The organism is Mucilaginibacter sp. 3215 (assembly GCF_050433785.1).
In the GTDB taxonomy this organism is placed as follows: Bacteria; Bacteroidota; Bacteroidia; order Sphingobacteriales; family Sphingobacteriaceae; genus Mucilaginibacter.
This window is the reverse complement of record NZ_JBNPWO010000010.1, coordinates 193285-205472: the sequence shown is the minus strand read 5'-3', so window position 1 is coordinate 205472 and position 12188 is coordinate 193285. Positions and strand designations below refer to the sequence as shown.

At 45.2% G+C, this 12188-nt stretch carries 12 protein-coding genes; 1 reads left to right on the top strand and 11 read right to left on the bottom strand.

Annotated elements, in window-relative coordinates; translation table 11 throughout:
* Nucleotides 1–329: 329 nt before the first annotated feature.
* From ABIC84_RS17650 to ABIC84_RS17640, 3 genes are all read right to left on the bottom strand, one after another.
* Nucleotides 330–824 carry an SMI1/KNR4 family protein gene (locus ABIC84_RS17650; RefSeq protein WP_426585399.1) on the bottom strand — a complete coding sequence of 165 codons (495 nt, stop codon included), beginning with the start codon at nucleotides 822–824 and terminating at the stop codon, nucleotides 330–332.
* A gap of 182 nt (nucleotides 825–1006) precedes the next feature.
* Nucleotides 1007–1381, bottom strand: coding sequence for a DUF3037 domain-containing protein (locus ABIC84_RS17645; RefSeq protein WP_090528220.1), 375 nt, complete (start codon nucleotides 1379–1381; stop codon nucleotides 1007–1009).
* On the bottom strand, nucleotides 1368–2165 hold the full coding sequence (locus ABIC84_RS17640; protein ID WP_429264382.1) for a HipA family kinase: 798 nt from the start codon (nucleotides 2163–2165) through the stop codon (nucleotides 1368–1370). The genes ABIC84_RS17645 and ABIC84_RS17640 overlap by 14 nt, the downstream gene beginning before the upstream one ends.
* A 572-nt stretch (nucleotides 2166–2737) precedes the next feature.
* Between ABIC84_RS17640 and ABIC84_RS17635 the strand changes: the two genes are divergently transcribed.
* Entirely contained in the window at nucleotides 2738–3235 is a 498-nt protein-coding gene (locus ABIC84_RS17635) for a DinB family protein (protein ID WP_429264381.1), read from the top strand.
* A gap of 81 nt (nucleotides 3236–3316) precedes the next feature.
* Here ABIC84_RS17635 and ABIC84_RS17630 read toward each other — a convergent pair whose 3' ends face one another.
* From ABIC84_RS17630 to ABIC84_RS17595, 8 genes are all read right to left on the bottom strand, one after another.
* Complete coding sequence (locus ABIC84_RS17630) at nucleotides 3317–3523, bottom strand: hypothetical protein (RefSeq protein WP_091166886.1); 207 nt, start codon at nucleotides 3521–3523, stop codon at nucleotides 3317–3319.
* A gap of 921 nt (nucleotides 3524–4444) precedes the next feature.
* A complete protein-coding gene (locus tag ABIC84_RS17625) occupies nucleotides 4445–5275 on the bottom strand; it encodes an amidohydrolase family protein (protein ID WP_429264380.1) in 831 nt (276 codons plus the stop codon).
* Nucleotides 5262–6113, bottom strand: a complete 852-nt coding sequence (locus tag ABIC84_RS17620; RefSeq protein WP_373612805.1) for a fumarylacetoacetate hydrolase family protein — start codon at nucleotides 6111–6113, stop codon at nucleotides 5262–5264. Before ABIC84_RS17620 ends, ABIC84_RS17625 begins: the two co-directional genes overlap by 14 nt.
* Nucleotides 6114–6123: 10 nt before the next feature.
* Nucleotides 6124–7413, bottom strand: coding sequence for an alpha-L-fucosidase (locus ABIC84_RS17615; RefSeq protein WP_373612804.1), 1290 nt, complete (start codon nucleotides 7411–7413; stop codon nucleotides 6124–6126).
* A 12-nt stretch (nucleotides 7414–7425) separates the two neighbouring features.
* On the bottom strand, nucleotides 7426–8190 hold the full coding sequence (locus tag ABIC84_RS17610) for an SDR family NAD(P)-dependent oxidoreductase (protein ID WP_429264379.1): 765 nt from the start codon (nucleotides 8188–8190) through the stop codon (nucleotides 7426–7428).
* A gap of 345 nt (nucleotides 8191–8535) precedes the next feature.
* Nucleotides 8536–10197, bottom strand: coding sequence for a UxaA family hydrolase (locus ABIC84_RS17605; RefSeq protein ID WP_429264378.1), 1662 nt, complete (start codon nucleotides 10195–10197; stop codon nucleotides 8536–8538).
* 48 nt (nucleotides 10198–10245) lie between these two features.
* Complete coding sequence (locus tag ABIC84_RS17600) at nucleotides 10246–11598, bottom strand: alpha-L-fucosidase (protein ID WP_429264377.1); 1353 nt, start codon at nucleotides 11596–11598, stop codon at nucleotides 10246–10248.
* Between the two features lie 11 nt (nucleotides 11599–11609).
* Nucleotides 11610–11942 carry an L-rhamnose mutarotase gene (locus ABIC84_RS17595; protein WP_426585381.1) on the bottom strand — a complete coding sequence of 111 codons (333 nt, stop codon included), beginning with the start codon at nucleotides 11940–11942 and terminating at the stop codon, nucleotides 11610–11612.
* Nucleotides 11943–12188: the final 246 nt, after the last annotated feature.

Below are 12188 nucleotides of genomic sequence, written 5' to 3'. Positions count from 1 at the left end.
ATAAAAAACATGCTCATTGAACCTAAGAAACGGAAAAAAGCAGCCTTTGAGATTGTTTACGACATATTCAATCCCTTAGGTTAACGGATATGGTGACAACACCAACATCGGCGAAGAGTAATTCTACTGGTTACAACATCAACATCGGAGAGAGGCTTATCGATCTCTTCTTTTTTAAAGAATAGGATACTGTGTAAGGAAAAAATAAACTCCTGCCAAAATAATAAATGCAAGTATAAAAATACTGAGGGCAATTCTTAAAGGAGTCCAAAACATAGTAAGAAGAAAATTGATAGAGCTAAGATAATGAATCAATGCTCTTTGAGACGCTAAACTTCTTCATAAATTTCCAATTTCATTACAAAAGCTACAAAGTCTGTTGCAATTAGAAATAAATCATTACCAGGCGGACTTTCGTGATGGAAATAATAAATGTATTCGTAGTCAGCCTGCCGAAGGCTCATACATATAATATCTCCTAATTCGCCATCACAGATTGGTAATAGGCCAACGGGTAATTGTTCCTGAAAAGTTGAAAGAACTTGAGTTATTGATAATCCATTATTTCCGATAATACAATAAAAATCGCCAACACTTATTTTATTTCCCTTTAGCATAATTGGATTTACGTCAATACATTTCGCGCAAATAAGTTCTAAAAAGGAAAAAGCACCTATATCTATATATAAGTCTTTGTAAGACTGCGGCAAAAGCGAATTAAATGTTACCTCTATACTTAGAAAGGCGCTTTCCACTTGTTGCTTATGATCGGCACAAAAGAGATTCTTTTCAACTCCTCCAATTGACTTAAGCTTTTCAATCATGTTATTGTAATATAAACTGGCGTGAATTCGTCCCTTCTTGCGCTCGTTTTCAACGAGTGCTTAATATGGTTTGGCGATTGTATCGCCTGTGCGTTATAAACGCAAACCCAGCTACGCACTCGTTACAAACGAGCGCGAGCTTTTTTCTTCCCCTTTGCCTGTGTCCTCACGGGCAAATATCATCATAATACCATCTGCTCAAACAACCTGTTCAGCGTAGCCTCCGCATCAGCAGTCATACCCGGATGCACTTTGGACGCCTGTACCACCGTACTGCGTGTAGCCGTAAGCCAGCGGAAGCGTGAGGGCTGATCAAGCTGCGCTATTGGCCCTGCATCCTTTTCGCCATTGCAGATGCGCTCAAGCGAATTGATATTTTCCTTCAGGCAATCCAGGTCCAGGTCACCGCAAAAGGCAGCTAACCTTGCATCATCAGCCTTGAACAATACCTTTAAAAATTTTTGTTTGGGACAAAACAGGATCACCCCTATATTGATAAACTCTTCGCGCTCCACCCTTGGTACAACGCGGATTATGGCGTACTCAAATACCTGCATATAGGGCTTGTTTTGCGGCGTTAACAAATACTTCTGAAGCGGCCAACCGGGTTATCAAAAACTCGGCATATATATTCCGCACTTCGTCAGGCGTTTCTTCAAAATCGCGGTAGGTGATCCATTCATCGGGGATCAAGGCTACAATATCACGGATCTTTTCGGGTGTTAGTATCTCCTTAAATTCGACATCAACAATGTCAAGCTGGTTGGCGCGGGGCAGCAGCACATGGTCTTTCACCTGTAAAAACGGGCGGGTAGCCATTTCCTGCCAGTTATTCCATGAGTGATGAAAATACAGCGCGGCGCCGTTATCAATCATCCACAATTCTTTATGCCATATCAGCATATTGGTATTACGGGCGGTACGGTCCACATTGGTAAGCAAACAATCGAACCAAACTATTTGCGAAGCCAGTTTGGCATCAACCACAGTAACTGCCGGGTCGAAAGTGATTGCACCCGACAAATAATGCAGCGCAAGGTTAAGCCCTACACTAAATTTCAGTAAATCCTGAATTTCTTCGTCGGCTTCTGAGCGACCGAAAGCTTCATCAAGATTGGCGAAAACCAATTCGGGCACTTTAAAACCCAACAGGCGTGCTATTTCGCAGCCAATAAGTTCGGCAATGAGGGCTTTTACGCCCTGTCCCGCTCCGCGGAATTTCAGTACATATAAAAATTCGTCATCAGCTTCGGCAATGGCCGGTAATGACCCGCCCTCGCGCAAAGGCGTTACGTAACGGATCACGTTAACGGTGCGGAGCTGTGGTGGAGTGTAGTTCATAGTTTAAATTAGCAAAAGCCAGCGTTAGGGATTGCAGCGGATACCGGCCTGTGGCTAATGCCTGTGCAGTATGAGCGGAAAGCCCGGCCAACGCCCAAATTATTCTTTAATTGGGCTTAGGTTTTAACCAACATACATTCGCCGCTCAATTGCCGCGGTGGCTGTTACTTTTGTCTTGATGCAAAAGTAACCAAAAAATCAAGTCAGCAGAGAGGTTTCTTTGCCGCACAGGCTGCCCTCCATGCCTCGCCATGCCTTTGCCCTGCAAAACAGGCATAACCACGGCTGCTAAATTTTGCCTGGCCTTACCCGTTCTTCTTCCGGCAAAATTCGCTAATGCCCTTGCAACCACACAAGCCCAACATTGTTCTGCCTGTTTTCACCCGAAACTTATCTGCTGACGGAAAAGTTCCGTTTTATATAATCATTTATCTAAAAAAGAGAATCCGATTAATCCTAAAATCCCAAAAATCACGGTTCAGAAAAATAATATTACCCTCCCCGGTGCCTGCTGACATAGGGCTGTCATTACCCCTTTGTTATTTTACATCATAAAACAAACAACAACACTTATGGACACTTTGAAATCGTTATTGCAGGAGATGGAGCAGGAAGCTCAAACCACCGAAAAAATGCTGAGCCGCATCCCCGACGATAAATACCAGTGGAAACCGCACCCTAAAAGCATGACCATTGAACAGCTATCTACCCACATTGCTGAATTACCTACCTGGGTTACTATTACCTTAAATACCGACGAACTGGATTTTGCCACAGTACCTTACGAGCCTAAAAAGGTAAGCGGCACTGCCGATTTGCTGAAGTTGTTTGAGGATTCATTGGCCGACGGCTATTCGAGCCTGCAAAAAGCTGATGGTAGTACGTTTGATAAAACATGGACGCTGCGTAATGGCGAACAGATCCTTAGTCAACGTACAAAAGCAGAAGTGATCAGGATGACTTATTGCCAGATTGTGCACCACAGGGCACAGTTGGGAGTTTATTTACGTTTACTGGATATCCCGATACCGGGCAGCTACGGCCCAAGTGCGGATGAGCAGGGCTTCTGAAAAAACAGGAGTAATAAGATCAGTTTTTAAATACAAAAGCAAAGCAGGCAAAAGCGTGCTTTGCTTTTGTATGTTTTGCACTCAACTACGGTGCTTTGACAGCTTGCCTGTGTTTATTTCTTCAAGGAAGCCATTTTCATTAATAGCATATCGGGCCTCAGAGGTATCGGTATCTATCTTATAATTAACGGTCTTTACTTTTTTGTTCCTGATCTTTTTGCCAAATATGAACATCGGCAAAATGAAAACCGCAAGCAGGACTACAACTTGTAACAGGGTTGTGTACATAACGTCTAACATAAAAATTTAAGTCTGATTGGTACCCATATAACGTTATCGGGAGAGAAATGGTTCGCCTTTTTAATGTTATTTTATACCCATCATGTGTACATACAGCTAAATGTGTGCCATACTTATATCTGACGCTCTGTGTTACCTTAATATTACATTTATGCTGATATTTAATTGATTTATAATTAAACGTACCAAACACTGCGCTATCATATTGATAATAGAGCCTATCGTTTTGAAATAAATAATATACAGTACAGATTAGTGATTTTAGTACAGTGGCGAAGTATCGTTAACAGGCGAAATTTCATGGCTTAAGACTTATCAAACCATGTCATATCGATGGCGCTTTTTATTTGTTTTTAAACTGCCTCTGAAATGGACAGGATTTTAAATAGCCGGAGATATTTCAAGAGAAATCCAATAAATCCGAATAATCCGCCCAAATCCCGGTTCAGAACATGGGCGTTGCCTGCGGCCCGTGCTATACGCTCATACTGCACAGGCATTAGCCACAAGGCAGGTATCCGCTCCTATCACTAACGCGCCCCGCGCACCATCTTTAAATGTATTTTACACGTCATTACGATTTTTTCAGGGGAGCCGCGGTGGTTATCCAATGACATAAATTACAAAAGCGTTCGTGAGGACACCATATGTGTTCGGAAGATTTTTAATTCCCTCCCCTGGGAGGGGTGCGGCTGGATTTCGTGGTGGCAGGGAGGGGTTTATACTTCATTTCGGGCGAATAAGTCTGTGAATGAAACCCCTCCCAAGGGAGGGAATCGCACAATCCTCGCTTTTTTTTCTTCCAAACACTTCTGGTGAGGACACGAACGCCGGGTAATGAATTAATTTAATCTCCCCAATCCGTGTCCCCCACGGATCGCCTGTCATTTGCATCAACAGTAACACCAGCTACAACCCGTAAAAAGCAGCCGCATTCGCACCAAAAAACAACTCTTTCTCTGACGCAGAAAGTCTTTCGGCATACAGGTTCATTACCTCCATTGTTTTTTCATAGCCTCCGGCCAGCAAACATACCGGCCAGTCGGAGCCGAACATTACCCGGTTGATACCGAAAGCGTTGAATACAATATCAATATAAGGGATAAAATAAGCTGCCGGGGTGTTGTCCCAGTCGGCTTCGGTAAGCAGGGCCGATACCTTGCAGGATACATTGGGATAGCTTGCCAGCTTTTCGATATCCTGTTTCCAGCCATCTATTTTCCCGGCTTTGATGTAGGGTTTGGCCATGTGGTCGAGCACAAACTTTTGATCCGGAAATTCAGCTACCAATTGCGCGGCATATGGCAAATGGTTAGGAAAGATGAGGATATCATAGGTATAGCCGTGTTTACCCAAAGCGGCAATCCCTTTTTTAAATGCCGGATCAAGCATATATTGCTCATCGGGCTCCGACTGCAGGATATGCCGGAAGCCTTTAAGCTTTTCGTATTTCTTAAAATGATCCAGGCGGTCTTCCAGGTCATCGGCTTTCAAATCTATCCAGCCTACTACCCCTTTGATGAAGGGGTTAACGGATGCCAGATCTAACAGAAATTCTGTTTCCTTTTCCGACTGATCGGCCTGAACGGCGACACTGCCATCCATGCCGTGTTTTTGCAGTACAGGTAACAGGTCTTCGGGATAAAAATCCCGCCCTATTACCTGCATGTCTTCAGTGATCCAGCTGTCCCTTACCGGGTTGTATTGCCAGAAATGCTGATGTGCATCAATTTTTAGCATAAGCTATCAGGTTTTGTTTTGATTCGCCAAGGCCTTCAATACCTAATTCTACCACGTCGCCTGCTTTTAAGTAGATCGGCGGCTTCATCCCTAAGCCAACACCTGCAGGTGTACCTGTCGAGATAATGTCGCCCGGCAGCAGGGTCATGAACTGGCTGGTATACGAGATCAGGTGCGGCAGGTTAAATATAAAGTTTGAGGTAGTACCGTCCTGCATGGTTTCGCCGTTAACTTTTAGCCACAGGCGCAGGTTATGCGGATCAGCAATTTCATCAGGTGTAGCTAAAAACGGACCAAGCGGCGCAAAGGTGTCGCAGCCTTTACCCTTATCCCAGGTACCATTACGCTCCAGTTGAAATTCGCGCTCGCTTACGTCATTGTGCAGCACGTAACCGGCTACGTAGTCCATAGCCTCGGCTTCTTCCACATACGATGCTTTTTTGCCGATAACCACAGCCAGTTCCACTTCCCAATCGGTTTTTACAGAGTTTTTAGGGATCATGATGTCATCAAACGGACCAACAATAGCGGTGGTTGCTTTCATAAAGATCACCGGCTCGGGCGGCAGCGGCGCATTGGTTTCTTTAGCATGGTCGGCATAGTTAAGACCAATACAAACCAGTTTCGAAGGGCGCACGATAGGACTGCCTAAACGTACATCATCAGCAACTTCGGGTAGTAAGTTATCTTTTATAAAATCAGCAAGGCGGCTAAGTCCGTCAGTTTCAAAAAACTGTTCGGTGTAATCTTCGCCGAAGGCCGATACATCGTATTTTTTATCATTCAGGATAACTCCCGGTTTCTCTTTACCGCTTTCGCCAAATCGTATAAGCTTCATTTGTATGTTTTTAGTTAGTTGTCAGTTTAATAATAGTATCGTTAGGGTCGGTTGCCACACCGCTAAGATATACAAACACGCCCTCGGTTTGTTGTTTAAATTTCACCGCGCTGCCATCGGCCAGTAATGCTGCTTTAGTTACTTTTCCTTTTAATTGCGGAATGAAAACGTATGGTTGTTGCGGTGCTGTCATCACATGCACATACAGGTTTTTATCTTTTTGAGTGATAACTCCCCATGGCTGTGCCGGAATACCGCTGCCGCGGGTACCGTAAATCGCTTCGCCATTTTTTTGTACCCAGGCGCCTACAACAGCCAGTGTATCGGTAAATTCAGGCTGAATTTTGCCGTTTGGCATCGGGCCTATGTTCAATAAAAAGTTGGCGTTCAGGCCGGCCGCGTTAACCAGGTAATGGATAATGCGTTTAGATGATTTAAAGCTCCTGTCGGTAATGTTAAAGCCCCAGCTATTGTTAATGGTTTCGCAGGTTTCTAGGGGCAGGGCACCAATTTTCGATTTGCCGCTGAAACCGGTGGTGTTAGCGCCAGGCAGGTCTTTCTCAAACATCTGGAAATCCTCGCCTTCTTTAGGTTCAAGGTGATGGTTGTTGCCTACCAGTATAGCAGGGTTCAGTTTATGGATCAATCCGTAGATCTCGTCATAATGCCAGTTAACATCACGCTCCCAGTGGCCATCAAACCAAATGCCTTTAACGCCGGGGTATTTGGTAATGAGCTCCGTAAGCTGCGCTTTCATGAAATTGATGTAGCTGTCCCAGTCGCCATTTGCGGGCTTGCCGTCAACTATCGGACTGCCGTAGGCGTAATCTTTACGGCCCCAATCCAATAGCGAATAGTAAAAATGCAGTTCGATGCCTTCCTTAACGCATTCCTGCGCCAGTTCCATCAAGGGATCTTTGTGGTAAGGCGTAGCATCAACAATATTGTACGGCGATGCTTTAGTACCAAACATGCTGAACCCGTCATGATGACGCGAGGTAACGGTGATATACTTCATGCCGGCTTTTTTGGCAAACATCACCCAGTCGTGGGCATTAAAAGCCTGCGGATTAAAGAAATCGGCCAGGCGTTTATAACTATCATAAGGGATATGTTTTTCGTTCATCACCCACTCGCCCGCGCCCAGTTCACTATAAATACCCCAGTGAATAAACAAGCCAAATTTCATATCCTGGAAGTTTTGCCTTGCAGCAAGGTTGTCGGCCGTTGGCGTGTAGGTTTGAGCGCCCGCGCGTACGGCGCCAAGCAACATACCCATTAATAATAGCTTTTTAATCATATCAAGTCAGGTTTAATTGTTCAGGGTGATAAAGCCGCCATCGATAGGGTAATCGGTACCGGTAATGAAACCAGCCTCGTCCGAACACAGGTATAGAGCCAAAGCGGCTACCTCTTCCGGTTTGCCCATCCTGCCTATCGGCTGGCTTTTAGAGAGCTTTTCGAAGATCTCCTCTTCCCTGCCCGCATAGTTTTTAGCAATAAAGCCATCCACAAAAGGAGTATGCACCCTTGCCGGTGAAATACAGTTACAACGGATATTATCATGCAGAAAATCACGTGCTACAGATAAAGTCATGGCGTGGATTGCACCCTTGCTCATGGAGTAAGCAAACCTGTCGGTAATGCCAACGCTGGCTGCTATGGAAGCCGTGTTGAGGATCACGCCGCCGCCATTGGCTTTCATTGCCGGGAGGGCCGCGTAAAGGCAGTTGTAAGCGCCTTTAACATTCACGTTAAACACACGCTCAAAATCCTCGGTACTGGTATTATCTGCCCTGCCAATATGCGCTATGCCCGCGTTATTGATCAGGATATCTATCTTACCTATTTTGGTAAAAGTATCAACCACTTGCTGCTGGTTACTAACATCACACGCATAGCCGGTTGCTTTGCAACCTGCCGAAGTTATTTCAGTTACGGTATCGGCTGCCGCCTGGTCATTTAATTCGATGATATGAACTTCGGCACCCTGTTGTGCAAATAATACGGCCATAGCTTTACCTATGCCGCTGCCGCCGCCGGTTACAATTACTGATTTATTGGTTAGTTTGAACATAAGCCCTCTCTAAATCTCCCCCTAAAGGGGAAGACTTTGTTTTTATGGTTTATCAATATTTCTTCTTTGCTTCCCAAAAACGATGGGAACGCGCGATTCCCCTCTTGAGAGGGGTGTAGGGGTGTGTTTATGCTTCGAAAACAAATCGTAAAAACACACCCCTGCTTACGCCCTTTCCCTTCGCGCCCCCTCTCAAGAGGGGATTTAAAAACTTCGCCGTTGTGGTGTTGTCAGCAACAACTTTATGCCTCCACGCCATTCAAAAGTCCTCCCCCTCCGGGGAGGGTTGGGTGGGCCTGCTTACAACTTCGCCGTTGTTGGTGTTGTCACCAACAACCTTCTATATTACAACGACACCCCTCTCTTCCACGGAATAAAATCATCCTGGCCAAGTTTTACCGATTTTGGTTCTGCTTCGCCGCTGGCTACTTTTATCACGTAATCCAGAATCCGCTCGCCGGCCTGGTGAATGGTCTCAGAACCTTCAATAATGGTACCGCAGTTAATATCTATAATATCGGGCATGCGCTCAAACATGGCCGTATTGGTTGATAGTTTGATGACCGGGGTAACCGGGTTGCCTGTAGGCGTACCCAAACCTGTGGTGAATAGTACGATGTTGGCGCCTGCACCAACTTCGGCAGTGGTGCTTTCCACATCGCTGCCGGGGGTACATAGTAAATTCAAACCCGGTTTGGTTACTTTTTCCGGGTAGTCCAATACCGCTGTTACCGGTGAAGTGCCACCCTTTTTCGCCGCACCGGCCGATTTGATAGCATCAGTGATCAATCCATCGCGGATATTACCCGGCGATGGGTTAGCATAAAAGCCCGATCCATCCGCCTCTGCACGTGCATTGTAAGTAGTCATGAGGTGCATGAAACGGTTAGCGGTTTCAACATCGATACAACGGTCGCTCAGTTCCTGCTCCACACCGCAAAGCTCAGGGAACTCTGAAAGGATCACGGATCCGCCCATGGTAACCAGCAGATCGGATAAATAACCCAATGCCGGGTTAGCCGAAATGCCCGAAAAACCGTCCGAGCCGCCGCATTCCAAACCAACGCACAATTTTGACAACGGTGCAGGTTGACGGGTAGTTTCATTGGCTTTCACTAAACCCGCGAAGGTTTGCTTCAAAGCTTGTTTTAATAATTCGCTTTCGGTACCTACTTTTTGCTGTTCCAGTACAACCAGCGGTTTACTGAAATTGGCATCGCGTTTGGCAATTTCATTTTGCAAAATGCTTACCTGCGCATGCTGGCAGCCTAAGCTTAATATGGTTGCGCCGGCCACGTTGGGATGGGTAACATAACCGGCTATTAAGCCGCAAAGTGTATCGGAATCCTCACGCGTGCCGCCGCAACCCATACTATGGCTCAAAAATTTAATGCCGTCGATATTTTTGAACAAGCGTTTAGAGTTTGGCTTATCTTCGGATGCCTGGATATCAGCGTTCAAAATTTCCTCAACAGATTTACCGGCCTGGTAAAGTTCCATCAACTGCTCCACATCGCCCTCGTAGCTTTTGGCTTTTTTGTAGCCCAGCTTATCAACCAGTGCTTCCTTTAATACGTTGATATTCCTGTTTTCGCAAAAAACCATCGGTACCACAATCCAGTAGTTACCTGTACCTACCGAACCATCGGCACGGTGGTAGCCCATAAAGGTTTTGCCTTCAAAGTTAGCCGTATCAGGCTGGTGCCATTGTAGTTTGCGCTCGCCAAGGTGAAAACCTTCGGCCGCGTGGTGTACATTTTCGGTAGTTAACAAACCACCCTGCGGTATGACGGCCGAGGCTTTGCCTACCAGTACGCCGTACATGTAAATTTCCTTGCCTACCGGCAGCTCGTTAATGGCGAATTTATGTTTAGCTGCTACTTTATCTACCAGTGTAAAAGTCTGTCCATCAAACGTGATAACGGTTCCCTGCGGCAGGTCCTGTAAGGCTACGAGTACGTTATCATGCGGATGGATCCTTAAATATGTTTCTTTTTGTGTTGACATTATTTGTATATGATCGGTCCTTTTTTTAGTAAGGACAATATTTTTTGCTTATTGCTGAAGCGTAAGTTCAATTACCGGAATTTCATACGGCGGTTTTTGTGCAGGCAGCGTTAACTCCAGGTCGTCACCGCTGCCCTCCTTATATAAAAGCTCCGAGCTGTCATTTAAAAACTGCGCGTATTTGATCTTGCCTTTGTAACCAGGCAAAACCAGCTTGCCTTGCGGATAGTTAAACAAATGTATATACAGTTTACCGGCGGCTTTGTTATAAGTAAGCTTGGTTCCCTCGGGTATTTTATAAGTATCAGGAGCAAACGTGCAGTTGTATACCGATTTGCTGTTGGCGTGCATCCAGTAAGCCAGGCTATCCAGCGCGCGGGTAGCACGATAGTCAAACTCGCCGCGGGCGGTTGGCCCTACATTCAGGATCAGGTTGCCGCCATTGCTTACCGAAGTAATTAACAGATCGAGCAGTTGACGATGGGTTTTCCAGGTATTTTCATCACGGTAGTACCCCCATGAGCCCGAAAAGGTTTGGCAGGTTTCCCAGGTCTTGCCGCGGTATTTAGCTAACTCGGCGGTGCTTACCTGTTCAGGGGTTTCAAAATCGGCGCCGTCTTTATACTCTTCCAGGTTAAGGCGATTATCTACAATGATGCCTGGCTGTAACTTCCTGATCAGCTTAAGCAATTCAACTGATCCCCAATCGTCTTTACCTTTACCATGCCCATCCTTACGGGGGAAAGAAAAATCAAGCCAAAGGATATCGATTTTACCATATTTGGTTAACAACTCGGTGATCTGATCGCGCATATACTGGCGGTATTTGGCCATATCGCGTCCTTTGTTCAGCTTAGCGTATGATGCATCACTTTTATCGGCAGGTGACTGCGGATGATGCTCATCTATTATATAATCGGGATGGTGCCAGTCTAACAGTGAATAATAAAAACCCACTTTTAAACCCTGTGCCCTGAAGGCGTTCACATATTCACGTACCAGGTCGCGTTTGGCTTTGGTATTGGGAGCTTTATAATCGGTAAATTTTGAATCGAACAGGCAAAATCCTTCGTGGTGCTTGGTGGTCAATACCGCGTATTTCATTCCGGCTGCTTTGGCTTGCTTTGCCCATTTTTGCGGGTCAAAAAGATCAGGGTTAAACTGGTCGAAATATTTCTGGTAACCTGCATTATCAATTTTTTCGTTATGCTTTACCCATTCGTGGCGGGCGGCCTGCGAGTATAGGCCCCAGTGAATGAACATGCCAAAACGGTCGTCCTTCCACCATTCCATGCGTTTCTCTTTCTGGGCGTCGGTTTCGGTGCCTATCATTTTTTGCGCAAATACCGATGGGGCCATCAGCAATACAAACATCAACAGTAATTGTAGTTTCTTTAGCATAACTATTCTATTTATAAGGAGAAAATTTTGTCCATTAAAACCCATTTTGCACCTGCGGGCGCATTTTTTACCGGCGACTGATATCCCCACATCAAATCTTCCCATTCCTTTACTTTAGGGTTTGCCGCATCTAAAGCTGCCGATTTTTCGAAACTGAAAGTATCATCAACCTCCATGATCATGAACATGCGGCTATCAAAACGGTAGATCTCCATTTTGGTGATTCCTTTGGCGATAATACTGTCATGAATTTCGGGCCAAATAGCCTGGTGATATTTTTCGTATTCGGCAATGAGCGCCGCGTCATCTTTCAGATCGAGGGTTAAACAGTATCGCTTACTCATAGAATAGCTCTCAAAAAAGTTTATATCGGTAATACAAAGAAATAAGGTTTGCAGGTAAATAGTTATCGGGAATTAAACAAAATGTTCAACTATTTTGGCATAGATCAGAACCATGCTTTTCAGGATTAAAGGATTGTCCTGATTTTTTCTGAACCGGGATTTTCAAGGAATCTATTGGGTGAACCGGCTTTTTTTGAATTGTTTAAATGGACAAAATTTAAATATTTCGACTATCATCCCGGCAAT